Annotated in this window: 23 protein-coding genes; 22 read left to right on the forward strand and 1 reads right to left on the reverse strand. The window is 66.0% G+C overall.

Annotation, left to right across the window (positions count from 1 at the left end):
- The first annotated feature begins 72 nt into the window (after nt 1-72).
- The 6 genes from M1247_RS20220 (at nt 73) to M1247_RS20245 (ending at nt 5,270) form a co-directional block, all read left to right on the forward strand.
- Entirely contained in the window at nt 73-1,080 is a 1,008-nt protein-coding gene (locus M1247_RS20220) for a tripartite tricarboxylate transporter substrate binding protein (RefSeq protein ID WP_317158162.1), read from the forward strand.
- Complete coding sequence (locus tag M1247_RS20225; RefSeq protein WP_317158163.1) at nt 1,080-1,535, forward strand: tripartite tricarboxylate transporter TctB family protein; 456 nt, start codon at nt 1,080-1,082, stop codon at nt 1,533-1,535. The genes M1247_RS20220 and M1247_RS20225 overlap by 1 nt, the downstream gene beginning before the upstream one ends.
- Nucleotides 1,535-3,082 carry a tripartite tricarboxylate transporter permease gene (locus tag M1247_RS20230; protein WP_317158164.1) on the forward strand — a complete coding sequence of 516 codons (1,548 nt, stop codon included), beginning with the start codon at nt 1,535-1,537 and terminating at the stop codon, nt 3,080-3,082. The genes M1247_RS20225 and M1247_RS20230 overlap by 1 nt, the downstream gene beginning before the upstream one ends.
- An 88-nt stretch (nt 3,083-3,170) precedes the next feature.
- Nucleotides 3,171-3,944, forward strand: coding sequence for an HAD-IIA family hydrolase (locus tag M1247_RS20235; RefSeq protein ID WP_317158165.1), 774 nt, complete (start codon nt 3,171-3,173; stop codon nt 3,942-3,944).
- A gap of 142 nt (nt 3,945-4,086) precedes the next feature.
- Nucleotides 4,087-4,812 (forward strand): GntR family transcriptional regulator, encoded by a 726-nt coding sequence (locus M1247_RS20240; protein ID WP_317158166.1) that lies wholly within the window; start codon nt 4,087-4,089, stop codon nt 4,810-4,812.
- Nucleotides 4,809-5,270, forward strand: coding sequence for a RidA family protein (locus M1247_RS20245; protein ID WP_317158167.1), 462 nt, complete (start codon nt 4,809-4,811; stop codon nt 5,268-5,270). Before M1247_RS20240 ends, M1247_RS20245 begins: the two co-directional genes overlap by 4 nt.
- A 1-nt stretch (nt 5,271) precedes the next feature.
- On the opposite strand, the gene M1247_RS20250 is transcribed toward M1247_RS20245, so the two are convergent.
- The gene (locus tag M1247_RS20250; RefSeq protein WP_317158168.1) at nt 5,272-5,865 is read right to left on the reverse strand and encodes an SRPBCC family protein; all 594 of its coding nucleotides are present in this window, start codon (nt 5,863-5,865) and stop codon (nt 5,272-5,274) included.
- A 106-nt stretch (nt 5,866-5,971) separates the two neighbouring features.
- Here M1247_RS20250 and M1247_RS20255 point away from each other — a divergent pair, with 106 nt between their 5' ends.
- The 16 genes from M1247_RS20255 (at nt 5,972) to M1247_RS20330 (ending at nt 25,179) form a co-directional block, all read left to right on the forward strand.
- The gene (locus M1247_RS20255; RefSeq protein WP_317158169.1) at nt 5,972-6,967 is read left to right on the forward strand and encodes an LLM class flavin-dependent oxidoreductase; all 996 of its coding nucleotides are present in this window, start codon (nt 5,972-5,974) and stop codon (nt 6,965-6,967) included.
- 355 nt (nt 6,968-7,322) lie between these two features.
- Nucleotides 7,323-8,309, forward strand: coding sequence for an ABC transporter substrate-binding protein (locus M1247_RS20260; RefSeq protein ID WP_317158170.1), 987 nt, complete (start codon nt 7,323-7,325; stop codon nt 8,307-8,309).
- 38 nt (nt 8,310-8,347) lie between these two features.
- Entirely contained in the window at nt 8,348-9,148 is an 801-nt protein-coding gene (locus tag M1247_RS20265) for an ABC transporter ATP-binding protein (RefSeq protein ID WP_317158171.1), read from the forward strand.
- Nucleotides 9,145-9,996 carry an ABC transporter permease gene (locus tag M1247_RS20270; RefSeq protein ID WP_317158172.1) on the forward strand — a complete coding sequence of 284 codons (852 nt, stop codon included), beginning with the start codon at nt 9,145-9,147 and terminating at the stop codon, nt 9,994-9,996. The genes M1247_RS20265 and M1247_RS20270 overlap by 4 nt, the downstream gene beginning before the upstream one ends.
- Nucleotides 9,993-10,787 (forward strand): ABC transporter permease, encoded by a 795-nt coding sequence (locus M1247_RS20275; RefSeq protein WP_317158173.1) that lies wholly within the window; start codon nt 9,993-9,995, stop codon nt 10,785-10,787. The genes M1247_RS20270 and M1247_RS20275 overlap by 4 nt, the downstream gene beginning before the upstream one ends.
- Nucleotides 10,766-13,129 (forward strand): xanthine dehydrogenase family protein molybdopterin-binding subunit, encoded by a 2,364-nt coding sequence (locus M1247_RS20280; protein WP_317158174.1) that lies wholly within the window; start codon nt 10,766-10,768, stop codon nt 13,127-13,129. The genes M1247_RS20275 and M1247_RS20280 overlap by 22 nt, the downstream gene beginning before the upstream one ends.
- Nucleotides 13,126-14,007 (forward strand): FAD binding domain-containing protein, encoded by an 882-nt coding sequence (locus M1247_RS20285; RefSeq protein ID WP_317158175.1) that lies wholly within the window; start codon nt 13,126-13,128, stop codon nt 14,005-14,007. Before M1247_RS20280 ends, M1247_RS20285 begins: the two co-directional genes overlap by 4 nt.
- Nucleotides 13,994-14,500, forward strand: a complete 507-nt coding sequence (locus tag M1247_RS20290; RefSeq protein ID WP_317158176.1) for a (2Fe-2S)-binding protein — start codon at nt 13,994-13,996, stop codon at nt 14,498-14,500. The genes M1247_RS20285 and M1247_RS20290 overlap by 14 nt, the downstream gene beginning before the upstream one ends.
- A complete protein-coding gene (locus M1247_RS20295; protein ID WP_317158177.1) occupies nt 14,500-15,663 on the forward strand; it encodes an FUSC family protein in 1,164 nt (387 codons plus the stop codon). Before M1247_RS20290 ends, M1247_RS20295 begins: the two co-directional genes overlap by 1 nt.
- Nucleotides 15,660-16,880 carry an amidohydrolase family protein gene (locus M1247_RS20300; RefSeq protein ID WP_317158178.1) on the forward strand — a complete coding sequence of 407 codons (1,221 nt, stop codon included), beginning with the start codon at nt 15,660-15,662 and terminating at the stop codon, nt 16,878-16,880. Before M1247_RS20295 ends, M1247_RS20300 begins: the two co-directional genes overlap by 4 nt.
- A 31-nt stretch (nt 16,881-16,911) precedes the next feature.
- On the forward strand, nt 16,912-18,096 hold the full coding sequence (locus tag M1247_RS20305) for an acyl-CoA dehydrogenase family protein (protein ID WP_317158179.1): 1,185 nt from the start codon (nt 16,912-16,914) through the stop codon (nt 18,094-18,096).
- A 61-nt stretch (nt 18,097-18,157) separates the two neighbouring features.
- On the forward strand, nt 18,158-20,323 hold the full coding sequence (locus M1247_RS20310; RefSeq protein WP_317158180.1) for a thiamine pyrophosphate-dependent enzyme: 2,166 nt from the start codon (nt 18,158-18,160) through the stop codon (nt 20,321-20,323).
- Nucleotides 20,324-20,335: 12 nt separating this feature from the next.
- The gene (locus M1247_RS20315) at nt 20,336-21,568 is read left to right on the forward strand and encodes a CoA transferase (RefSeq protein WP_317158181.1); all 1,233 of its coding nucleotides are present in this window, start codon (nt 20,336-20,338) and stop codon (nt 21,566-21,568) included.
- Nucleotides 21,565-22,365 (forward strand): acyl-CoA thioesterase, encoded by an 801-nt coding sequence (locus M1247_RS20320; protein WP_317158182.1) that lies wholly within the window; start codon nt 21,565-21,567, stop codon nt 22,363-22,365. The genes M1247_RS20315 and M1247_RS20320 overlap by 4 nt, the downstream gene beginning before the upstream one ends.
- A gap of 420 nt (nt 22,366-22,785) precedes the next feature.
- Nucleotides 22,786-23,523 carry an ESX-1 system-associated protein gene (locus M1247_RS20325; RefSeq protein WP_317158183.1) on the forward strand — a complete coding sequence of 246 codons (738 nt, stop codon included), beginning with the start codon at nt 22,786-22,788 and terminating at the stop codon, nt 23,521-23,523.
- A gap of 219 nt (nt 23,524-23,742) precedes the next feature.
- On the forward strand, nt 23,743-25,179 hold the full coding sequence (locus M1247_RS20330) for a gamma-aminobutyraldehyde dehydrogenase (protein ID WP_317158184.1): 1,437 nt from the start codon (nt 23,743-23,745) through the stop codon (nt 25,177-25,179).
- The last annotated feature ends 51 nt before the right edge of the window (nt 25,180-25,230 follow it).

Consider the following 25,230-nt stretch of genomic DNA (forward strand, 5'->3'; position numbering starts at 1 on the left):
ACTGATCTGCTCGAGCATGCGATTTCGATGTTAGCGTCGTCACATTCCGCTGGTAATCGAAGGGACACCGAGATGCCGCACCCTCGAAGCGCAACATCCAGGACAGTCAACAACATTCGCGCGCTCGCCGTGATTGCGTGCCTGTGGTTGCTTGCCACAGGCTGCGCGAACTCCGGATCCACAGCCACTGGAGCGGACAACTTCCCCGAGCACGGGATCAACGTGATCGTCCCGTTCTCCGCCGGTGGTGGAACGGATATGTCGATGCGCGCACTCGCCGAGGCGGCACGTGAACCGTGCGGCACCTCCATCACGATCACCAATGTCGAAGGCGGCGCAGGCGCAGTCGGTATGCAGCAGGTAGGCAGCGCAGGCGCCGACGGCTACACGGTCGGCGTCGCCACTTCGTCCACCTATCTGGCCCCCAACCTCGGGACGTCCCAGCTCGACCCGGCACAGTTTCGCGGCGTAATGCAGTTCGACAATGACCCGCCGGTGATCTCGGTCCCGGCCAACTCGGATATCAAGACGTTCGATGACCTCAAAAAGCATGCCGCGTCCGGCCTGAACATCTCGACGAGTGGCGCAGGGTCGATCACCCAGCTCGCCTTCCTCGGCATGGCGGAACGTGCGGGCGTGGCGGCGCCGACCAACGTTCCACTCGGCGGCGGATCCCAGGCGATCCTGGCTGCGCTCGGCGGGCAGGTCGACGGGGTCAGCGCGACAGCCGGAGAGTCCTACGCGCAGATCAAGTCCGGTCGGTTGCGCGCGATCGCGGTCATGGGCGACAAGCGATTGGAACAGCTGCCCGACACCCCCACCCTCAAGGAGCTGAAGGTCGATTGGAGCATCCCGGTCTGGCGGGGGCTTGTGGTTCCCGCCGGCGTCTCCGACCAGGTCGTGGAGAAGCTCAACAGCTGCTTCAAGAAGGCATTCGACGCCGAATCGTTCCAGAGCTTCATGGCCGGGCAGAGCTTCACACCGACCTACAAGGACCATGACGACTTCACGAAGTTCCTCCAAAGCCAGTTCGTCGAATACGGGCACCTCGTCGACCAGTTCGGAATGACGGAGAAGTGATGGAGCCCACCGCAACCCGCTGGGTGTCGGCCGGGTTCGTCGTTGCTGTCGGACTCGCGATGCTCGTGCTGTCGCAAGGGTTTCCACAGCCGGCACAAGTCGGCGATCCGGGGACGGCAGCCTTCCCCAAGCTCGCGGGCATCGGGCTCGTCGCACTCGGGGTCTACCAGGGGTGCAAGCGCACATCGGTGGAGTCATTCCCGGGTGGCACGGCCGCGATCAGAGTCCTTGCGATCCTTGCGGTGCTCGCGCTGTACTCGGTCTTCTTTCTGTCCGTGGACTACGTGATCGGGAGCGCCCTGTTTGTCTTGATCGCCATGCTCATTGCCGGTGAGAAATCCGTTGTGACGCTCGTATCGGTCTCGGTGGGGACCTCACTGGTGACCGCATTCTTCCTCATCACCCTCGCCGACGTGCCCTTGCCGTCCGGCCCTATCGGAGACATGTTGTTCTGATGGGCGGCTGGCTCGAGGGAGCGGAGGCCGTTCTCACGGCGCACTCGCTGACGATGATCCTTGCGGGCGTGTTGCTCGGCATGCTCGTTGGTGCGATTCCCGGGTTCTCCGCCACGATGGCGGTCGCGGTCCTGGTGCCGTTCACCTTCACCATGGAACCGTTGCCGGGGCTCATGATGCTGCTGGGTGTCACGGCCAGCGCGATGTATTCCGGCGCGATACCAGCGATTCTCATCAATGTGCCTGGCACCCCCGGTGCCGCCGCGACGACCATCGACGGTTACCAGATGGCCAAGCAGGGCAGGGCCCGCCAGGCATTGACGATCTCGTTGATGACCTCGGTCGTCGCCGGCATCGTGAGCGTTGTGCTGCTGGGCCTGATGGCCCCGATGCTGGCACGGGTGGCGTTGATGTTCGGGCCGGCCGAGATGTTCATGCTGTGCCTGTTCTCGTTGACGGTTATCGTCTCGGTCTCCGGCGGAGTCGTCATCCGCGGCATCATCTGTGCGCTGCTGGGGGTCGCGTTCTCAACGGTCGGATTGGACCCCATCCAGGCTTACGCTCGTTTCTCCTTCCACTCCGCCGAGCTGACCTCGGGTATCCAGTACATACCGGTGATGATTGGTTTGTTCGGCGTGGCAGAGGCTTTCAAACAGTACGAACGCATCCGGCGCGGGTCTGGCGACGAGGTCCTCGATCTCACCGGGCGATATGCGCTCACCAAGAAGGAGTGGCGCGCGCTGGCACCGACGACATGGTGGTCAACCCTGATCGGATTCGTCGTGGGTGTGATGCCGGGCGCCGGTGGGACGATCGGCTCGTTTGTCGCCTATAGCGAGACCAAGCGGTTTGCGCGGGATAAATCACGGTTCGGCAAAGGTGATCCGCGTGGCGTCGCCTCCTCAGAGGCTGCGAACAACTCCAGCATCTCCGGAGCGCTCGGGCCGATGCTCACCCTCGGAATCCCGGGGGACGGTGTGACAGCCATCCTCATCGGCGCACTGACCGTGCATGGACTCAATCCCGGCCCTGAACTCTTCGAGACACGTCCGGACCTCGTCTACGGCTTGTTTGTCGGGTTGATCGTCGCGTACGTCATCCTGACAGTCGTTGGGCTCGTCGGGGTGAAGGGCTGGTCCCGGATCAGCCTCATCCCCCCACGGATTCTGTGGCCGGTGATTGTGCTGTTGTGCGTCGTGGGGTCGTATACGTTGCGCAACAACCCTTTCGACATCTTGGTGATGACGGTGGCCGGTGTGATCGGATACATCCTCCTCAAGGCTGACTACCCGATCATCGCCCTGGTCATCGGCCTCGTGCTGGGACCCATCATGGAGAGCAGCTACCGGCGCTCGATGATCATCGAGCACGGCAGTTTCGGGTGGATCGTCAAGCCGCTGCCTTTCTGTCTGCTGCTCCTGGCGCTGGCGGCACTGTTCCTTCCGGCTGCGATGCGGTTCATCAAGGCTCGTCGCACGAGTGCGGCGGGGGAGAAGGTGGAGTCTCCCGTAGTGCACGTCGGCTCGGAGCGCACCGACTCGGATTAGCGGCCCGGTCCCGCTGACAGCTGGCGCCACGCCTGGTGGATCACCGCGTTGCACGGTGGTTTCGGCGCCCTGTTGACACACTGGACCCGTGCGTTCACATGCCCAGTGCTGGCTTACCGATATGGATGGCGTCCTGGTACGCGAGGAACATGCGTTGCCCGGTGCCGCTGAATTTCTGCAACGGCTGGCCGACAAGGAGCGGCCGTTCCTGGTTCTGACGAACAACTCGATTTTTACGCCGCGCGATCTCGCCGCCCGGCTGACCCGGTCGGGTTTGACGGTGCCCGAACGGGCGATCTGGACATCCGCGCTGGCCACGGCGGCGTTTCTGGATGGCCAGTTGCCCGGCGGGTCGGCGTATGTGATCGGTGAGGCGGGCCTGACCACCGCGTTGCACGAGGTCGGGTACACCCTCACCGACGTCGAGCCGGATTTCGTCGTGCTCGGTGAGACACGGACCTACTCGTTCGAGGCGATCACCAAGGCGATCCGCCTGATTCTCAGCGGCTCACGGTTCATCGCCACCAACCCCGACGTGACCGGACCCTCGGCCGAGGGTCCGTTGCCTGCGACCGGTTCGGTGGCCGCCATGATCACCAAGGCGACCGGACGCGATCCCTACTTCGTCGGCAAGCCGAACCCGATGATGTTCCGCAGTGCGCTCAACCGGATCGAAGCGCATTCGGAGAACACCGTCATGGTGGGGGACCGGATGGACACCGACGTGGTGGCCGGCATCGAGGCGGGGCTCGACACGATCCTGGTGCTCACCGGTTCGACCTCGGTCAACGACATCGAGCGATACCCGTTCCGGCCCAGCCGGGTGCTGCCGTCGATCGCCGAGGCGATCGATCTGATCTGAGGGTGCGACGGCGTGGTGCTGGCCAACCGGTGGCGCATTGTGCTCATGATTGGGGATTCGAAGGCGCGAAACACGCACTAGGCCGTAGCCCTGCGGGTAGGTAATCGCATAGAATATCCAATATTAGCGAAAGCGAGATCTGATGCCACCGCGTACAGCTACCCGTCGCAGCGCCTCCGATGGCGCCAAAGAGCCGCGTTCGGATTTCGTGCGGCCCAAGACCGCCCAGCAGGCGGTGGCCGAGGCGCTGCGCAAGGACATCACCAGTGGCAAACTCGCGCCCGGCAGCTGGATCGTGCAGGAAAGCCTGGCCGAGCAGTTCGGCATGTCCCGGATCCCGATCCGGGAGGCATTGAAAACCCTTGAGGCCGAGGAATACATCACCTACGTGCCGCACAGCGGTTACCGGGTGGCCAAGTTGGGGCTGGACGAACTCCTCGAGGTGTTTCGGTTACGCGCCATCCTCGAGGGCGAACTCATTCGCGACGCCATGCCGACCGTCACCGACGAGATTGTCGAGGGCATGCGCCATGAGATGGCAGAGATGGATCGGGCCGCCGCGGCTGGTGACCTGATCGCGGTGGGTCTGTCCAACCGGCAGTTCCACCTCTTGACGTTCGAGACGAGCGGGATGGCCCGCACCAAGCGCATCGTCGCTCAGCTGTGGAACACCGCCGACGCCTACCGACCCCTGTATGCGCACCTGATGGACCTGGAGAAGGTCAACAGTGAGCACGTGCTGCTCGTCGATGCGATGGCGGCGCGTGACGTCGACCGCATGGTCGAGTTGAACCACGAGCACCGCCTGCACGCGATCGACCACCTTCATACGGTGTTCGGTCGCGAAGAACCCGAAGCGGACTCGTGACACCGCGGGATCGATTGGCGGCCCTGGGGCTCGAATTACCCGCGCCGGTCAAACCTCTCGGTGCCTATTTCCCGAACCGCCGCAGCGGGGACCAGGTGTGGATATCCGGGACCACCGCGCGTCGCCCTGCCGACCCCGGCGCGGTAGGCGTCGTGGGCGATGACGTGAGCATCGACCAGGCTCGAACGCAGGCCCGGTTCGCTGCGCTGAATCTGTTGGCGTCCCTCGACGCGGCAGTCGGCCTGGATGCCGTCACCGCGCTGGTGCACATGCGCGGCTACGTGCGGGCGGTGCCGGACTTCGACGCCCAACCCGCGGTGATCGACGGCGCATCGAAGCTTCTCCTTGAGGTGTTCGGCGAGGACGTCGGGGCACATGCCCGCACGGCGATCGGGGTGGCCTCGCTGCCCGGAGGAGTGTGTGTGGAGCTGGAACTCGTTGCGACGACAGCACGCTGAGTCACGCCAACCGCTGGGCGGTGCGACCGATGGCAAGTCCGAGCACCGCGCCGGCAAGTGCCGTGACCACAACGGTGAGCCAGTCCGTCTCGCCCGTGCTGACGTGCGCCGCCACGGCGGCCGGAGCCGGGCGTGACGGCACGGCCTCGCCGGGAGCGGTGATCATCGTGTTGAGCCTGCGGACGAATTGCCCGAGTATCCGGTTGCTCACCTGTGAGATGACGCCGCTGCCGAACTGGGCGATACGACCGCCGAGTTCCAGGTCGGTACGTACCGTCACCGTCGCGCGGCCGTCGAGCTCGCGTGCGGACATCGTGACGGTGGCCTCGGCCGAGCCGTTGCCCTTGCGGTCACGGGCCTGCCCGCGCACCACCATCTCGTGCGCAGTGTCATCTCGGCGCACAATCGAGGCGGTGCCTGCCAGGGTCAGTCCGACCGGGCCGACCTTCACGGCGACCTTCGCCCGATAGTCGTCACCGTCGTGTCCTTCGAGTTTCGCGCCGGGGATGCACTCGACCACCCGTGGAATGTCGGTGAGCGCCGACCAGGCGATATCGAGTGGCGCATCGACGGAGAACTCGTTGACCAGTTGCATGACGCTTCTTTCTCCTCAGCCGACTCGATCGCGGTTACCGGTTGTGTGACCGGGACCATCGCCCTACGATTGGATACGATATCCAACGTCGCCCAGGAGGTCGATAGTGCTGAGTAAAGGGGTCGGTCTTTTTCCGACTGAACCAGTGGGCGCCATGCGCGAATACGTACAGCTGAGCGAATCGCTCGGGTACGACAACGTGTGGTTCGGCGACTCCCAGAACATCTGGCGTGAGTCATCGACCGTCATGGGTGCCGCGGCCGTCGGGACCGAACGCATCGTGTTCGGCACCGGTGTGACCAATTCCGTGACCCGTCACCCGTCGTTGCTCGCGTCGACGTGGGCAACGCTGTCGGAGTTCACCGGAGGCCGGGTGGCCCTGGGAATCGGCACCGGGGATTCCTCGCTGCGCACCATGGGGCTCAAACCGCTCAAGCTCGCCGAGTTGGAGGCGTCCATCCGCGATCTCCGCGAGTTGTTCAAAGGGGAAAAGGTGGCGGAGCCGACCAGCGGCGCCGAATACCACCTGAACTACCTCACCGAACCGATGAACATCCCGATCTACATCGCCGCCTCCGCGCCCAAGATCCTGCGGATGTCGGGGCGCATCGCCGACGGTGTGATCGTGCTCGTCGGAACCGCACCGCATTTCATCGAGGCCGCGTTGAAGACGATCGAAGCCGGCGCAGCCGAAAGCGGGCGGACCCTCGACGACCTGCACATCGTGCTGTGGACACCGACCGCGATCGATGAAGACCGCACCCACGCGCGGGATCTGGTCCGTGCGCACGTGTCACGGGTGGCGATCCGTCCCTTGCCGGCCAAGGTGGACCCCTCGCTGGAGAAGGCCATCGACCGAATCCGGGAGTCGTACAACTACTACGAGCACATGAACACCGAGGCCTCGCACGCCGATCTGGTGCCCGATGAGCTGGTGGATCTGTTCGCACTGGCCGGGACGCCCGACGAATGCCGGCAGCGCCTGAAGCAGATCGAGGGGCTCGGTGTGGACCAGGTTTCGATCATTCCCTTCGTCCGGCCCGGTGAGAGCCGCGCGCCGACCATCCGCACATTCGCAGAGATCGTGGACAGCCTTGGCTGATCCAGCGCAACCGGTGCCTGCATTTCCCGCCCCGGGAAGTGCGGTGCCGGGCGCTCCACCGCCGCTCAAGCGCGCGCTGACCGTCGCCGACGGGCTGCGGATGTCCGCGGTGGAACCAACCGGCGCGACCGTTGCCGGTTCGGCAGATGTCCCCCTCCCGGCCGTGGCGGGGACCGCGTCAAAGAGTCATTCGCGATTTGCCGCGGCAGCGGCGATGATCGGTATTGCAGCCGGCTTGGAGTTGGCGGGATTGTTGTCCAGGGTTTCGACCCGTCACAACGTCCGAAAAAGTTGACCTAGATCACAGTAATTCGTATAGTGTATCCAATATTCACTACCTCGGAGGTTGTGTCGGATGTCCTGGTTTCCCAAAGTCCTTGTAGCGGCGGGTGCCGCCGTTGCCCTCTTCGCCGGAACCACGGCCTGTGCCGATGAGTCCGCCGGGCCCGACAGTGCAGGAACAGATGCTTTGAGCATCTCCGCGACGGGCGTCGACAGCCTGCCGTTCATGGCGATACTGCAGGTCGGTATCGACAAGGGTTGGTTCAACGAGAAGGGCCTGAACGTCGACCTGTATTCCGGCGGCGGTGGCGGTAACACCTTGCGCGTCGTCACCAGCGGTGATGCCGATATGGCGATCGCAGGCAACAGCTCGGTGATTCTTGCTGCGCAGCAACCGAATTCGAATCTCAAAGTGGTGGCGCCGTGGTTCCAGGTCAACGACTTCTCGTGGATCTCGCCGCCCGGGCGCAGCTTGGAGGGCGCGACGCTGGGGTTCAGCTCGGCCGGTTCGTCGACCGAGCTGGTCGCCAAGGGGCTGGAGCGCAAGCTCGGGGTCAAGACGCAGGCGGTCGGCCCGATGGGCGACAACTGGACGGCAGCCAAGGCAGGCCAGATCACCGCAGGATGGGCCATGCAGCCCTTCATCGCCGACAAGAAGGCGTCGGAAAACGCTGAGGTGCTGGTCGATTCCCGCGATGTGCTGGGTGACCTGCCCACCGATCTGGTAGCGGTCAACGCCGACTATGCCGAGAAGAACCCGGACAACGTGCGCGCCTTCTTTACCGTCGCCGACCGGCTCAACGAATGGCTGGTGGCCAATCCCGATGAGGCGGCGACCGAGATCGCCCCGCTGGTCGGGGTGTCACCCGAGGTCATGAAGGCGGCGTTGGCCGCCAATCCCGAGCTGCTGGCCAAGGGATATTCACAGAAGGTCGACCCCGCGGGCCTGAAGAACCTCTCGGATCTGATGGTGGCAGCCGGACAGATCTCCGAGCCCATCGACTGGTCCACGACGCTTGACCAGCAGTACCTGCCCGAGGACGACCGGGCAGAATTCTGAGCCAGGACGGCCCATCAATCTCCCGAGAGGCATACCCCATGGATCGTGACGGCATCCAGATCGAGGACGTATCGGTTGTCTTCGACGCACCGGCCGGCAAGGTGACCGCGGTAACCGACATCACCCAGCACGTGCCACATTCCAGTTTCGTGTCCATCGTCGGACCCAGTGGCTGTGGAAAGTCCACCCTCCTGGCAGTGATCGCCGGGTTGCAGAAGGCGACGACCGGCCAGGTGCGCGTCGCCGGGAAACCGGTGACCGGCCCGGACCCGTCGATCGGAGTGGTGTTCCAGGAGGATTCGACCCTCCCATGGCGCACGGTGGAGGAGAACGTCGCGTTCGCGATGGAGATGATCGGCACCGCCAAGGATGTCCGACGCCAGCGGGCCAAGGAAGCGATCGAACTCGTCGGCCTCGGCGGATTCGAAAAATCCTACCCCTCCATGCTTTCCGGCGGCATGCGGCAGCGCGTCGCGTTGGCCCGCACCTTGGCCGTGCAGCCCGAGGTGGTGCTGATGGACGAGCCGTTCGCGGCGCTGGACCAGCAGACCCGCCTGTTCCTCGGCGCGGAGGTTCGGCAGATCTGGGCCAGCACGCAACAGACCATCGTGTTCGTCACCCACGACATCTCCGAGGCGATCCTGCTGTCCCAGCAGGTTTGGGTGATGTCCTACCGCCCGGGCTCGATCATCGATGTCGTCGATATCAACCTGCCCGACGAACGTGACGCGAGTATGGTGTCCACGCCGGAGTTCAACGAGTTGCAGAACCGGGTCTGGACATCGCTGCAAGCCGAGTCGATGCGTGGGTTCAAACAGCAGGAAGCCGCATCGACGTGACGACTTCCTACGTAGCAGAGGACGACCTGCCCACCGAGACGATGCCCCCCAAACCCGGTCAACCGCAACCTGTCCGCAGGAAGCGCGGCCTGAGCAACGGCGCCCTGAGTGCCCTGTCGACCCTCGGCCTGATCGTCATCTTCCTGGTGTTCGCCGAGATCGGCGCGCAGATCGGGCTGTGGAGCGACCACATTCTGCCGGCGCCCTCGGTCATCCTGGGCGAGCTGGTTCGATTGCTCGGTGAGCCGCAATTCTGGGACGACGCCGCACGCACGGGCGTCGAGGTGGCGTTCTCGATCGTCTTCGGTGCACTGTTGGGTTTCGCTGCCGGACTGATCTTCTGGAAGTTGCCGGCGGTCGGGCGGATCTTCGAGCCGTATCTGGTCTCGTTCTACGCGGTGCCGCTGGTGCTGTTCTACCCGGTGATGATCGTGCTGGTCGGCATCAACGCCACGTCGGTGATCATTCTGGCCACCGTCATGGCCGCGATCCCCATGGCGCTCAACACCGCGGTCGGGCTCAACTCGATGCCGCCGGTGTACATGAAACTGGCACGTTCGCTGAAAGCCTCACCACGGCAGACCTTGTTCGCCATCGCGATTCCGGCAGCCGGACCGTACATCGTCGCCGGCCTGCGACTGGCGGTGGTGTACGCGCTGATCGGCACCATCGCCATGGAGTTCACCACCGCACAGGCCGGGCTCGGATACCGCATCCGCTACCTGTACGAGATCTTCAACAACAACGAGATGTACGCCTACATCGCAGTCGTGCTGGTGCTGTCCTGCATCCTCACGGCGCTGCTCACGGTGGTCGAACGCATCCTGCTGCGGGGGAGGAACCGATGACCTCGACTGTGCAACGATCGGCACCGCAGGTGCCTGCCGGACCTGCGAAATCGCAGCGGCTCCGTTCGATCCTGGGCAATCAGGCGGTCGGGGCAACTCTGCTCGCAGTGGTGGTGGTCGTGGTCTGGGAGGTCTTCTCCGACCTGACCTTCGTGATCCCGTCACCGATGCAGACCCTGCGTGTGTTGGTCCAGAACCTTGGCGACCCGTCGTATCTGTTCGATCTGCGCGTCACCGCCCAAGCCGTGTTCCTGGCGTTCGTCATCGGCACCGCGATCGGCGGGGCGCTGGGACTGCTGCTCGGACTGTCCGCGCGACTGCGGCTGATATTCGAGCCGATGCTGATCGTGCTCAACGGAATTCCCAAGATCGTGCTGTATCCGGTGCTGCTGCCGATCTTCACCCTGTCGGGCTCGAAGGTCGTCATGGGCGTGCTGTTCGCGCTGTTCCCGGTGCTGATCAACGTGGCCACCGGTGTGCAGGAGATCCCGCGCGTCTACTGGAAGCTCGCACGTTCGGTACAGGCCAACGGATGGCAGATGCTCGTCCACATCATCATCCCCGCAATCCGGCGGCCGCTGCTGACCGGAATCCGGCTGGCGGTCAGCCTCGCGGTGGTGGGCGTGGTGCTCTCGGAGTTCTTCGCCACCAGACGCGGCCTGGGGCGGGTGGTGTTGCAGGCCTACAGCCACGGTGATTACCCGTCCATGGTCGCGACGATCATGCTGCTGATCACGATCTCGTTCGCGATATCAATTGCCTTGTGGCAATGGGAGAAACGACTCCATTGACTCCGAACGCACCCACGGTCGGCCACATCGGCAGTTCGGTGCGGCGACGTGAGGACGAGCGCATGCTCGGCGGCCGTGGTCAGTTCGTTGCCGACCACGCCGCCGGGGCCCACCACGTGGTGTTCCTGCGGTCGGCCGAACCGCACGCCGGCATCACCCGAATCGATACCTCGGTCGCTGCCGGTATGCCCGGCGTCCTCGGCGTCTACACGGCCGCCGACCTGGGCCTGGACGGGGTGCCGATACCCACACTCACCACACCGGACGCAGATTTCACCACGGCGACATCGTGTGTGCTTGCCGAGCAGCGGTTGTCGATCCTGGCCGCTGACCGCGTGCACTACGCGGGCCAACCGATCGCGATCATCGTGGCCGAGGACCGCTATTGCGCCGAGGATGCGATGGAAGCCGTCGAGGTCGACTATCAGAGCCTGCCCGCCGTGACCGACCCGGCTGCGGCGCTCGAGAGCTCCGCTCCGGTGTTGTTCGATCACCTGGACAGCAACGAGGCTGCGCGGCTGCACTATTCGTTCGGTGATCCTGACCGGGCGTTCGACGGTGCGGCCACCGTCGTCGCCGGGACCTACCGGATGAACCGGCACGGTGCGGTGCCACTGGAATGCCGCGGGGTGCTGGCCGAATTCGACAGCAGGCGGGGACGCGTCGAGGTGACGACCTCCACCCAGGTTCCCCATATGGTCCGTAACGCCATCTGCGCGGTCACCGGATGGTCGCGCCAGGAGATCAAGGTGGCGGTACCCGACGTGGGCGGCGGCTTCGGCACGAAAGCCAATGTCTACGGCGAAGAGATCCTCCTCGCGATGCTGGCCCGTCACACCGGGCAGCGACTGATCTGGGTCGAGGATCGTCAGGAACATCTCGTGGCCAGTGCGCAGGGACGCGATCAGGTGCACCACACCCGGCTGGCGGTCGACCGGGACGGTCAGATCCTGGCCTGGGCGGACGATTTCATCGTCGACATCGGCGCCGGAAGCCTGTGGGTGGCAGGGATCATCGCCAATACCGCGATCCATCTGCTGGGCCCCTACCGGATCCCGGCCGCGCAGATCTCCGGGCGGGCCGCACTGACCAACAAGACGCTGGTGGCCCAGTACCGCGGTGCCGGCCGGCCCGAGGCGACCTTCGCGCTCGAACGCAGCCTCGACGCCGCCGCCCGCGAACTCGGCATCAGCGGCGAGGAGATCCGCAGGCGCAATCTGCTCACCGATGCCGATATGCCGTACCCGCGGCCGATCCCGTACCGGGACGGCGTGCCCATCCGCTACGACGGCCGCGACTACCGGGCATGTCTGGAATCGGTACTGCAATCGTTGCCGCGCGAGGAAGTGACGCGTTGTGCGGCAACCTATCCGCAGTACCACATCGGCTATGGATTGTCGTCGTACCTTGAAGCCACCGGACGCGGACCGCATGAGACAGCACGGATGCGGCTGCTGGACGACGGTCGTTTCGAGGTGACGGCGGGAGCCGCGTCGGCCGGGCAGGGCCATGAAACGGTCTTCGCGCAGGTGGCCGCCGAGGCGCTCGGGGTCGGGCTGGATCAGGTCGTCTACGTGCCCGGTGACACCGAACGGCTACCCGACGGGGTGGGCACCTTCGCCAGCCGATCGGCGATACTCGCGGGTTCGGCCGTACACGAGGCCGCCCAGGACCTCATCGGGTTGGCCGTCGACCGGGCCGCGGCATTGTTGGGCGCCGATCGCGAAGACGTGCAGTACGTCGACGGCCGTTTTCATGCGGCGGCAGAGCATTCCATCGGCTGGGCGGACGTGGCCGGCGCCATGGCGGTCGGTGGCGATCAGGAAGGCGGCGGTGCGCTCGACGTGACCGCCGTGTACCGGGTGCGGACGGTGACCTGGACGATGGGCGTGCATGCGGCGATCGTCGGTGTGCACCGGCGCACCGGGATCGTCAAGGTGCTGCGCTACGCCGTTTCCCACGAAGGCGGCCGGGAGATCAATCCGAAAATCGTCGAGGGACAGATCATCGGGGGAGTCGCCCAGGGCGTGGGCGGGGCGCTGTTCGAGCAATGGCGGTATTCCGACACCGGACAGCCGCAATCCACCACCTTCGCCGCCTACCACTTGCCGCTGTCCACCGATATGCCCCGGGTGACGGTCAAGCATCTGCATGTCGACACCCCGGCCAACCCCATCGGGGTCCGCGGAGCGGGGGAGAGCGGCACCATCGCGGTCTACTCGACGCTCGCAGGCGCCGTCGACGACGCGCTCGACGGCCGCTTCCACGTCGACAGCACACCGATCTCGACAGGCGACCTGTGCCGGGCCCTGACGACGGTGTCCTCGGGGGTGGCATCGTGAAACCCGCACCGTTCCAGTATTTTCGCCCCGACTCGGTCGCCGAGGTTCTCGAGCTGCTCGCGGCCCATCCGGATGCCAAGCTCATGGCGGGCGGCCAGTCATTGATGACCCTGATGAACCTGCGGCTGGCCCGGCCTGCCGTCATCATCGACATCGGCCGGCTCGACGAACTCAGACGAATCTTCGACGACACCGATGATCTGATCCTGGGTGCGCTGGTCACCCACCGCACCGTCGAGGTCGATCCGCTGATCGCCGCGCGGGCCCCGTTGCTGGCCGATGCCGCGCGCTACATCGGCCACATCGGCATCCGGAACCGCGGCACGATCGGAGGATCGGTGGCCCACGCAGATCCCGCCGCCGAAATGCCGCTGGCCACGCTGGTGCTCGGCGCGACATTCCACGTGGAATCGGCATCCGGCGGGCGCCGCCAGGTCAGTGCCGAGGACATGTTCGTGTCGTTCTACACGAGTGCTCTGGAGCCCGACGAGATCATCACCTGGGTCTCGGTACCGGCGATCCGGCACGGCCAAGGGTGGGGTTTCGTCGAATATGCCCACCAGCACGGGGATTACGGGCTGGCCGGCGCCGGTTGCGTACTTGACCTCAGTGCCGACGGCCGAATCGCCTCGGTGCGCGCAGCAGTGCTCAGCGCAGCTGACCGCCCGCTCCTGTTCGTCGGTGAGGACGCGGTCGGCGAACATCCGAGCGCTGCGCTGTGGGAGGCGCTGGCCGAGCGCTGGGCCGGCACCACGGAGCCGTCCTCCGATGACCCCGACTACACGCGCCGGCTGTGTTCGGTCGCGCTGACCCAGGCGCTCACCGAGGCTGAACATCGTGTCACGGAACGACAGGAGGGCGCTGATGCACGCCACTGATACCGCCAATTCCCCGGTAGGGGTGACGTTGTCGGCCGTCGTGAACGGCCGGCTGGTTCAGCGCACGGTACCGCCCCGGCTGACCCTGGCCGATTTCCTGCGCGACGAACTGGACCTCACAGGCACCCACCTGGGGTGTGAGCACGGTGTGTGCGGGGCCTGCTCGGTGTTCATCGACGGTCGCAGTGTGCGGGCCTGTTTGATGTTCGCCGTCCAGATCGACGGTATGCGGGTGACCACCGTGGAAGGCCTTGACGAGTTCGAGGAGACACAGCGGCTGCGACAGGCGTTCTCCGAGCGTGGCGGGTTGCAATGCGGGTTCTGTACGCCCGGGTTCCTGGTCACCGCCGTCGAGTTGCTGCGCGATCCCAACACCGAGAAGCCTCTGACAGAGGATTCGGTGCGCGAGGCGCTGTCGGGAAACATCTGCCGCTGCACGGGATATCAGGGCATTGTGCAGGCTGTGCTGGACGCGGCCGCCCCCACCGGGTGATGTCGGATCGGCCGGCGGTCTCGGCCGGCACCGAGAACAGCGGTGCCGCACGGATCCGCACGCCGGAGTTGTTGCGGCCGGTCGGCCGTAGCCGTTGGGGCATGGCCGCGGCGCTGGCGATCGCCCTCGGCGCGATCCTGGTGGTCGCGGTATCTGCGGGGCGGGCTGAGCTCGGCTCGGCGATCGGGCTGGGTTTCGTGTTGACCGCGGTACCCGAGCTGCCCGGTTCGTTGCGCGCCGCGGTGGAGACCATCTGTGTGCGGGCGCTGACCGTGGTGGTCTGCGGGGCGATCGTCCTGCTCAGTGCTCCGTATCCGTATGCACTCGCCGTGGTGACAGTCGGGGCGGCGGTGTTCGGCGCGCTCATCGGCAGGGTCGGCGCCACCGCCGGTCTGGCCGTGGTGCTGATGTCCACCGACCTGGGCGCGTCCACCGGCGGCGTTGCGGCGCTGTGTCCGTACGTGATCGGCGCGTTGGTGGTGTTGGCGGCATGGTCGGCCTGGTTCGGTGTCGCACGCTTGGGCGGTGCCGCGGCCGAGGACGCTGAGCCGCCCCGTGCCGGTGGAGGCCGTGCCCATGCACTGCGGGTGGGAGTCGCGGTGGGCCTGGCGGTTTCGGCGGCGAACCTGCTGCCTGCAGACATGGTGGGCGGGCACTGGCTGGTCACCAGTGTGCTGCTCACCATTCAGCCGAGTCAGGGCCAGACGGGAAAGCGCATGGCACAACGCCTGTCCGGCAATGCTGTCGGTGCGGTGATCGCCGCCGCGCTGCTGGGTGCGCAGCCGCCGGCCCCGGTGATGATCTTTGCGACGGTGGTGTTGTTTGCGCTCGCGATCGCGTTGCGGCCGGTCAACTACACCTGGTGGGCGATAACGGGACCGCCGGTGCTGCTGGTGATCAGTGAGTACCCGGAGTTGTTTCCCTGGTACGAGGGTGGTGTGCGGTTGGCGATGAACTTCGCCGGGGCGGCGATCGTCGTGCTGGTGGTGTTCGTCATGCCGATATTCAGCGCCCGAGTGGGCCGATCCCGAGTTCGGCCGCGAGACGTCGCAGAGATTCGGCACGCTGGGCCGAATGGAGGCCCAGCCGGGATGCGCCCTATACCGCGGCCCAATTATCGGATAGTGTATACAAAATCCAACGACGTCCAGGGGGATATGTGACGACACTGCTTGTGGAGGACATCGGCCTCCTGGTGCACGGCGACGCTGCGCTGACACCGCTGCGGGACACCACGCTGCTGATCGAAGACGGCCGAATCGCAGGCATCGGTGTCGATCACCCCCACCCGGACCGGGTGGTCTCCGCGGGTGGGTTGACCGTGATGCCCGGCCTGGTCGACGGTCACGTCCACCCGACCTTCGGCGAGTGGACGCCCGCGCAGAACTCGGTCGGGTGGATCGGAAACTATCTGCAGGGTGGCACCACGTCGATGGTGTCGGCAGGCGAATTGCACATTCCGGGCCTCGATTTCGGTGCGCTCACCCCCGAACTCGTGTTGAGCATCGCCATCACGTCCAAGCACACGACCGGTCGCTCACGGCCATCCGGCGTCAAGGTCAATGCCGGCACCATGCTGCTGGTCCCGGGTATGACCGAGGAACATTTCGACCGTGCGCAGCGCGAAGGCATCGAGCACCTCAAGTTCATCTTCTACGACTGGAACCGGTTGGGCGACGGGGAAGCCCAACGCTACGTCAGCTGGGCACACGAACGTGGCATGACGGTCAAGATGCACACCGGTGGGGTGTCGCGCTCGGGATCGAGCCGGGTCGCGGGACGTGACGTGGTGGTCGCGGTGAAACCCGATATCGTCGGCCACATCTCAGGCGGGCCGATACCCGCGCCCGACGACGACATCACGGCGATCATCGCCGACCTGCCCTCGGCGAGCGTCGAGGTGTGCAGCTCGATGAACTACCGGGCGACCAAGCTGGTGGCCGAACAATTGACTGCGCGCGGAGAACTGGGGCGGCTCACGCTCGGCACCGACACTCCCGGCGGCACCGGTGTCATCCCCCGGGGAATGCTGCGCAACATCTGCTTCCTGGCCTCGATCTGCGGTGTCGAGCCGGTGGCCGCGGTCGCGGCCGCAACCGGTCAGACCGCCACGGCGCACGGGCTGGACACCGGCATTCTCGCCGAGGGCCGGCCTGCCGACCTGCTGATACTGGGACCGATCACCGGCTCGACGGCCGGTGACGCACTGGAGTGCTTCGCGCTCGGTGACCTGCCCGGGATCGCATCGGTGCTGGTCGACGGAGTGCCGTTGGTCAAGACGCGTAGTGAACAGACCCCGCCCCCGAGCCGCGCGGTGAGCTGGCGCGGCGAGGTGGCGCCACCGGTGCCTGCGGGTGCGCGTGGCACCGGGTGCTGCTGAACCGATAATCACCTTCAAGGCAGGAGTTACTGTGGCCCAACGAGTTCCCGAGTCTGTCAGCGCCGACGAACTGGTCGGCGTCGACGCGTTGTTGAGCACCGAGGAACGGGAGATTCGCGATACCGTCCGCTCCGTCGTGGCGCGCCGGATCAATCCGCACATCGCCGGCTGGTACGAGAACGGTGAACTGCCGGCGCGCGAGCTGGCCGTGGAACTGGGCGAACTCGGCCTGCTCGGCATGCATCTGCAGGGTTACGGATGCGCGGGCACCTCGGCGGTCGCCTACGGCCTGGCCTGTCTGGAGCTGGAAGCCGGCGACTCCGGTATCCGGTCGCTGGTGAGCGTGCAGGGATCCTTGGCGATGTTCGCGATCCACGCGTTCGGCAGCGAGGAGCAGAAGCAGCAGTGGCTGCCGGAGATGGCGACCGGCCGAGCCATCGGCTGCTTCGGTCTCACCGAGCCCGACCACGGCTCCGACCCGGCAGGCATGCGCACCCGCGCGACACGTGCAGGCGACGATTGGGTGCTCAGCGGCACCAAGATGTGGATCACCAACGGTTCGGTCGCCGATGTGGCAATCGTCTGGGCACGCACCGACGACGGTATCCGCGGTTTCGTGGTACCCACCGACACACCAGGTTTCACTGCGAACACCATCAAGTCGAAGATGTCGCTGCGCGCCTCGGTCACCAGTGAACTGGTGTTGGACAACGTCCGCCTGCCCGACTCCGCCCGGCTGCCGGAGGCGACGAGCCTCGGCGCCCCGCTGCGCTGCCTGAACGAGGCCCGGTTCGGCATCGTGTTCGGCGCACTCGGGGCGGCCAGAGACTGCCTGGAAACCGCACGGGAGTATGCCCGCTCCCGCGAACAGTTCGGCCGCCCCATCGGCGGGTTCCAGCTCACCCAGCAGAAACTGGCGGATATGACCCTGGAGTACGGCAAGGGTTATCTGCTGGCCCTGCATCTGGGCCGCCGCAAGGACGCGGGCGAGTTGGTGCCCAACCAGGTCAGCCTCGGCAAGCTCAACAATGTGCGGGAGGCGATCGACATCGCGCGTACCGCGCGGACCATCCTCGGCGCCAGCGGGATCACCGCCGAGTATCCGGTCATGCGGCACGCCAACAACCTCGAATCGGTGTTGACCTACGAAGGCACCAGCGAAATGCATAGTCTGGTTGTTGGGCAGGCACTCACCGGAATCGCCGCGTTCCGTTGATGCGATAACGCCTCGCAGATTCACCCGCATCGTCAACCAGCCGCGAGCTCAGGAGGGCCAGGTGGCCGAATCCATCGACGAACACTTCACCACAACCGTCTCGGCGCTGAAGGCCGCGGCACCGGTCCGCGGTGAGGCCGAGCCCGTGCGCGACGGTTCGGCGCTGACGGTACGGAACGCGTTGGCGCTCTTCGATGCCCAACTCTCCAGCCGGCATCTCGACCTCGCCGCACGGTGGCTGCGGTCCCATGGCAAGGGCTACTACACCATCGGCTCGTCCGGACATGAGGGCAACGCCGCGGTCGCCGCGGCGTTGCGTCCGACCGATCCTGCGTTGCTGCATTACCGCTCCGGCGGCTTCTACCTGGCGCGCGCCGCGCAGGTCAGCGGTTCGGACCCGGTCCGCGATGTGCTGTTGGGGTTGGTCGCGGCCACCGCCGAACCGATATCCGGCGGCCGGCACAAGGTCTTCGGCCGCCATGACCTCAGCGTCATTCCGCAGACCTCCACCATTGCCTCGCACCTGCCGCGCGCACTCGGTGTCGCATTCTCGATCGCCCGGGCCCGCAAGCTCGATGTGGACTGCCCCTGGCCTGATGACGCGGTGACGGTGTGCAGCTTCGGCGATGCCTCGGCGAACCACTCGACGGCGGTCGGCGCCATCAACGCCGCACTGCATGCCGCGTACCAGGGTCTGCCCATGCCGCTGCTGTTCGTGTGTGAGGACAACGGCATCGGCATCAGCACCAAGACACCGCGCGGATGGGTGGCTCGCACATACGCCCACCGCGAGGGGTTGGAGTACTTCGCGGCCGACGGCTGCGACCTGCCCGATGCGTTCGACACCGCACTGGCCGCGGCCACCTGGGTGCGCAGCCACCGCAAACCGGCGTTCCTGCACCTGAGCACGGTCCGGTTGATGGGCCACGCCGGGTCCGATTTCGAGCCGTCCTATCGCCGACCCGACGAGATCATGGCCGACTTCGACCGTGATCCGGTCCTGAACACCGCGAAAACCCTTGTCGCCGCGGGTATTCTGAGTCCCGAAGAAGTGCTGCAGCGGTACGAGACCGTCCGCGCCGAGGTCATCGACTCGGCGCGTGAGGTCAGCAGTTACCCGCAACTCGACAGCGCGCCCGCGGTGGTCCAACCGTTGCGCGACACCCTTGACGAGTCCCTGTCCGCGTCGGTGGTTCCCCCCGAATCCACCGGCGACGGTCTGACCCTGGCGTTGGCCATCAATCGGGCCCTCAAGGACGTACTCACGGCTCACCCGGAGGCGATCCTGTTCGGCGAGGACGTCGCGCGCAAGGGCGGTGTCTACGGGGTCACCCGCGGTTTACAGAGCAGCGCGGGACCGGCACGGGTGTTCGACACCCTGCTGGACGAACAGACGATTCTGGGCCTGGCCCTTGGGGCCGGTGTGTCGGGGCTGCTGCCCATCCCGGAGATCCAGTACCTGGCCTATCTGCACAACGCCGCCGACCAGATTCGCGGCGAGGGCGCCACCCTGCAGTTCTTCTCCAACCGGCAGTACCGCAACCCGATGGTGGTGCGCATCGCCGGATACGGGTATCAGAAGGGCTTCGGCGGCCACTTCCACAACGACAACTCGATCGCGGCGATCCGGGACATCCCCGGCGTGGTCATTGCGTCCCCGGCCCGGCCCGACGACGCCGCGGCCATGTTTCACAGCTGTGTCGAGGCAGCCAAAACCGCTGGCGCGGTGTGTGTTTATCTCGAACCCATCGCCCTGTACCACACGAAGGACCTGTATGAGGACGGCGACCAGGGTTGGCTGGCGTCCTACCCGACGCAGCCGGTCCAGATCGGCCGGGCCCGCACCTACGGCGACGGTGCGGACCTGACGATCCTGACCTTCGGCAACGGCCTGTGGATGAGCCTGCGGGTCGCCCGCCGGCTGGCCGGGCAGGGCATCGCGGCCCGGGTGGTCGACCTGCGCTGGCTGGCCCCGTTACCGGTCGACGACATGGTGCGTGAAGCTGCCGCCTCCGGCCGCGTCCTCATCGTCGACGAAACTCGCCAGACCGGCGGTGTCGGCGAAGGCGTCCTTGCCGAACTGCTGTCACACGGATACACCGGACAGGTGGAGCGGGTCGCCAGCAACGACAGTTTCATCCCACTCGGGGACGCCGCGCTGCAGGTGCTGCTCTCCGAGGAAACTATCGAGGCCGCGGCGGTGAAGCTGGTGGGCGAACGGGCTTGATAGCTTGACCCGATGGCTGAACCTGTATCGCCACCGGATAGCGCCCGGCCCCTGGCCGGGGTGCGGATCATCGAGATTTCCAGCTTCGTCGCGGTGCCGCTTGCGGGCATGACGCTGGCCCAGCTGGGCGCGGAGGTGATCCGGGTCGACCCTGTCGGCGGTGCCGCCGACTATCGCCGCTGGCCGGTGACCGGCGACGGGGACAGCATCTACTGGGCCGGGCTGAACAAGGGGAAGCGGTCGGTGGCGGCCGACCTGCGCTCCGCAGAAGGCCAGCAGCTGGTACAGCGGCTGATCGCACAGAGCGGCGTGCTGATCACCAACGTCGCAGGACGGCAATGGCATTCGTATGAGACGCTGGCCGCACTGCGACCGGATCTGATTCACGTCGAGGTATCGGGGCGGGCCGACGGCGGCACGGGGGTGGATTACACCGTCAACGCCGGTCTGGGTTTTCCCCTGGTCACCGGGCCGGCGCAACTCGGGGTTCCCGTCAATCACGTGCTACCGGCATGGGATGTGAGCTGTGGGCTGTATGTCGCGCTGGCCGTGAGTGCTGCGCTGCGGCACCGCGATGCCGGCGGCGAGGGCGCGCGCATCAGCATCCCGCTGGAGAATGTGGCCCTGGCGACCGCAGGTAATCTCGGCTTCCTCACCGAGGTGATGATCAACGGCACCTCTCGCGAGCGGCTCGGCAATACCCTCTACGGCACCTACGGGCAGAACTTCACCAGCCGCGACGGTGTCGCGTTCATGCTCGTCGCGCTCACCGGCCGGCACTTCCGCGATCTCACCGAAGTAACCGGCACCACCAAAGCCGTTGGCGCCCTTGCCGAGGCGCTGGGCGCCGACTTCTCCGACGAAGGCCAGCGCTACCTCCACCGCGATGCGCTCACCGGATTGTTCACGTTGTGGTTCAGCGAGCACACCGCCGAAGAGGTCACCGCCGCGCTGTCGGGGACCTCGGTGCTGTGGGAGCGGTACCGCAGCTTCGATGAGGTCGCCTCCGGCGACCGTGTCACCGCCAATCCACTGTTCACGCCGTTGGACCAGCCGCGGATCGGCCGGTACCTGGCACCGGGGCTGCCGGTGTCGATCGGCGGTACCTACCCGCCCGCGGTCGCTGCACCCGCCCTCGGGGACGACACCGCCGCGGTGCTGACCGAGTATCTCGGACTCAGCGCAGACGAGGTGGCGGCACTGAGTGAGTCGGGCACTGTCGCAACCGATTCCGGTGCGCGTTGAGCGAGCTGCTGGAGCTGCTGAACCTCCGGCAGGACGGCGACACCTGGACCGGACCCGCCAGCGGCCCTGCCGGAAAGCGTGCCTACGGCGGCCTGATCGCCGCGCAGAGCCTGGCCGCCGCGTGCGCGACGGTCACCGACGATCGAGCACCCACCAACATGCACCTGCAGTTCCTGCGCGGCGGCGACGCGGGCGGGCCCGTGGCCTATCAGGTGCACCGTGTCTATGACGGCCGCACCGCTGCCTCGCGCCGGGTCGACGCCCAGCAGAACGGCCGGTTATTGACCACGGCGGCCGTATCGTTCGCGACCGCGCTCGCCGGGCCCGAGCACGGCCACCGCGCGCTGCCGCAAGACCCGGACACCTTGCCGCGCACCGGCCCACCCGGCCCGGCGCCGTCGCTACCGCTGGACGAGCTCGACATCCGCATCGCCGACGACGCCTCGAGTGGTGAGTTCATTCGCCGGTTCTGGTGGCGTGTCACCATGCCGCTGCCCGATGACCCACTGCTGCACACGCTGATCGCCGTGTACGTCACCGACCTGTACGGCATCGATCCCGCGCTGGCCGTGCACGGGCACAGCATGCGATCCCGCAGCCACCGCAGCGGGACGACGGACTCGTCGATCTGGTTTCACCGGCCGCTGCGTGCCGACCAGTGGAATCTGTTGGAGTCGCGATCGCCCGCGGCCGCGCGCGGCCGCGGGCTCATCACCTCGAGCTTGATCACCCTCGACGGTGCCATTGCCGCAACCCTCACCCAGGAGGGGCTGATGGCCGAGCGCGCACCGGACTGATAACACCTCCGCATCATCGCGCCAATCGCCACTGGCACGCCGGCGAACCCGGCCATGTTGCTGACGAGTACGCCAGGGCCGCGCTGCGGGACCCAACGACCTACCACGGGTTGATCTGCATCACCGGTGGTTTGATGCCATATCCGCACTGTGTCGCCAGTGTCGGTAGCTGCGTGTCGCCCACCGTGAACCGGGGCCGGTAATAGTTTCCTCGGCTATCACACTGCGGCAGTGGCAATCTCGGCGGACCGCTCGGGCGGCTTGCAGTGTGTACGGGGATGTTGTACCAATCTTGCAGGGGGTGAGAGACCTATGACAAGGCATGTGCCTGATGTGGTTTCCGGACATTGGTTGACGGCGGCGGAAGTCGCTCGAGCGTCCGACCTCCGGGAAGACCTCGTCGAACGATTTCTCCCCGCGGTGGATCCTCCCGAAGCGCTCTACAGCGCGGACCTCGTCGCCATCGCCCGGTTCGTCAAAGAGCTCACCGACCTCGGTACGCCGGCGCCTGCGGTGGAAGTTGCCGTTGCCGAACTGCGCGGCCGGCCCGACGCGGCGTTTCGCGTCGCCCTCGGAAACGGCAGCCGGCGGGCGGCTTTCGACGGTGGTCGGATCCGGGGATGGGTGTCGGTCGGGGCCGCCGCGGCGGTGGCGCTGATCATCGGTGGCGCGGTCGGCGTTTACGCCGGGTCCGGCAGCCAACGGGACAGTACGGCCTCCGATCCGGTCGCCGTCGCCAAAGCTGTTCCGGCAGAGGCGGTCACCCCAGCTGTCAAGAAAGTCCCTGCGGTGCCCGCGGTTCCGGCGAAGGCGGATCCGGTGTGCGCCGAGTGGGGCCGGGTGGCAGCATCTTTCAGCAAGAAGCAGCAGGCGTGGGCGAAGACCGATCCACGCGTTCCGGCGTCCCGGTGGTCGCCGAAGCAACGTGCTGTCACGCTCGCCGTCATCCCCGTGATGAAAGAGGAGGCCGCCGCGATGCGGCGGCTGGCCGACAAGGCCGTCGACCCGTTTCTCGTCGGCATCATGAAAGGCCAGGCGGTGTACGAGGATGAGTACGCCAAACGACTGCCGAAATTTCAACCGCGCGACCACGACTACTGGCAGGCTGCCAGTGCGTTGCGCGGCACGGTGAAATCTGTCTGCTCTGCAGTGAAGTAGTTCCTCGAGGCTCTCCTCATCTTCTTGGCATAGATCGGCGCTACCGGCACGAGGCCGGTAGCGCCTTTTGCTTTGGCGATGGCCCGTGCCGTCGAAAATTTCTCAACTTCTGTTGCCGTTGCCGACACCCTGTGCTTGAGTAGTACATATCAACTGTTCAACAATCTGGCGAGGCTGGCACGACCGGCTCGTCATCCCGCATCCATGAAACGAGGACGAATGGCAGACGTTCAGCCGATGTTTGTCGCCGGCGAGCATGTCGGGGCCGCTGATGGTGCCACCGAGTCGGTGATCAACCCCGCCGATGGGACACAGATCGCGACCGTGTCGCTAGGCGGCGCCACCGATGTGGACCGCGCGGTCGCCGCCGCCGAGGCGGCCTTCGATGGCTGGGCATCGACGACACCGGGTAAACGGGCGGAGCTGCTGCTGAAGCTGGCCGACCGGCTGGAATCACACGCCGAAGAATTCGCCCAACTGGAATCGCGCAATGTCGGCAAGCCGATCAGCGTGGCCCGGGATGAGATCCCGTTCGGGGTGGACAACATGCGCTTCTTCGCGGGTGCGGCCCGAGTCCTGGAGGGTCGCGCAGCAGGAGAGTACTCGCCGACGCACACCAGCATCATCCGCCGTGATCCGCTCGGGGTGATCGGCAGCGTCGCCCCGTGGAATTTTCCGCTGGTGATGGCCATCTGGAAAATCTGCCCCGCGCTGATGACCGGAAATACCCTGGTGCTCAAGCCCAGTGAGCTGACTCCGCTGTCGACCCTGCGGCTCGCCGAACTGGCTGCCGACATCTTCCCGCCCGGCGTCCTCAACGTGGTCACCGGGCACGGCGACACGGTCGGCGCGGCTCTCACGTCGCACCCGAGCGTGCGGATGAGCTCGCTCACCGGTGACACGGCGACCGGCAAGGTCGTCGCGCGCGCCGGGGCAGAAAACCTCAAGCGGCTGCACCTCGAACTGGGCGGTAAGGCGCCGGTGCTCGTGTTCGACGACTGCGACGCCGAGTTGGCGATCGCGAAGATCTGCGAGGGCGGGTACGGCAACTCGGGCCAGGACTGTATGGCCGCGGCGCGTGTCTACATCGCCGAGGGCATTTACGACGATTTCGTCACCGAGCTCACCCGCGCGGTGTCCAAGGTGGCGATGGGGCAGCCGGACAACGAGTCCACCGAGATGGGTCCGGTCATCTCGGAACGTCAACGTGACCGGATCGCCGGCTTCGTCGATCGAGCCACCGCATCGGGGGGCCCGGCGACCCTGGCTGTCGGTGGGCCGGGGGAGGGGCCCGGCTTCTGGTATCGGCCCTCGTTGGTCGTCGATGCCGCCCAGGACTCCGAAATCGTGCAGAAAGAGGTGTTCGGCCCGGTCGTCACCACCACCCGGTTCAGCACTGAAGAGCAGGCCTTCGCCTGGGCCAACGATGTCGAATACGGTTTGGCGGCATCGGTGTTCACCAAAGATGTCGGACGCGCCATGCGGGCTGCGCGCAAGCTGCAGTTCGGCACGGTGTGGGTCAACGATCACCTGCCGATCGTTTCGGAGATGCCCCACGGCGGGTTCAAGCAGTCCGGCCACGGCAACGACATGTCGATCTACTCGGTCGAGGAGTACACCGAGATCAAGCACATCATGATCAACCTCGAAGCCTGAGTGCCACCGCACGACTGAGTGAAAATCCCACATGGACAACGATTCTGGAGC

The sequence above is a fragment of the Mycobacterium appelbergii genome (genome assembly GCF_032883035.1).
Classification (GTDB): Bacteria; Actinomycetota; Actinomycetes; order Mycobacteriales; family Mycobacteriaceae; genus Mycobacterium; species Mycobacterium appelbergii.

Coding starts and splice junctions, on each gene's coding strand:
- M1247_RS20220 (WP_317158162.1), top strand. CDS start 73: ATGCCGCACCCTCGAAGCGCAACATCCAGGACAGTCAACAACATTCGC.
- M1247_RS20225 (WP_317158163.1), top strand. CDS start 1,080: ATGGAGCCCACCGCAACCCGCTGGGTGTCGGCCGGGTTCGTCGTTGCT.
- M1247_RS20230 (WP_317158164.1), top strand. CDS start 1,535: ATGGGCGGCTGGCTCGAGGGAGCGGAGGCCGTTCTCACGGCGCACTCG.
- M1247_RS20240 (WP_317158166.1), top strand. CDS start 4,087: ATGCCACCGCGTACAGCTACCCGTCGCAGCGCCTCCGATGGCGCCAAA.
- M1247_RS20250 (WP_317158168.1), bottom strand. CDS start 5,865: ATGCAACTGGTCAACGAGTTCTCCGTCGATGCGCCACTCGATATCGCC.
- M1247_RS20260 (WP_317158170.1), top strand. CDS start 7,323: ATGTCCTGGTTTCCCAAAGTCCTTGTAGCGGCGGGTGCCGCCGTTGCC.
- M1247_RS20265 (WP_317158171.1), top strand. CDS start 8,348: ATGGATCGTGACGGCATCCAGATCGAGGACGTATCGGTTGTCTTCGAC.
- M1247_RS20275 (WP_317158173.1), top strand. CDS start 9,993: ATGACCTCGACTGTGCAACGATCGGCACCGCAGGTGCCTGCCGGACCT.
- M1247_RS20280 (WP_317158174.1), top strand. CDS start 10,766: ATGGGAGAAACGACTCCATTGACTCCGAACGCACCCACGGTCGGCCAC.
- M1247_RS20290 (WP_317158176.1), top strand. CDS start 13,994: ATGCACGCCACTGATACCGCCAATTCCCCGGTAGGGGTGACGTTGTCG.
- M1247_RS20295 (WP_317158177.1), top strand. CDS start 14,500: ATGTCGGATCGGCCGGCGGTCTCGGCCGGCACCGAGAACAGCGGTGCC.
- M1247_RS20315 (WP_317158181.1), top strand. CDS start 20,336: ATGGCTGAACCTGTATCGCCACCGGATAGCGCCCGGCCCCTGGCCGGG.
- M1247_RS20330 (WP_317158184.1), top strand. CDS start 23,743: ATGGCAGACGTTCAGCCGATGTTTGTCGCCGGCGAGCATGTCGGGGCC.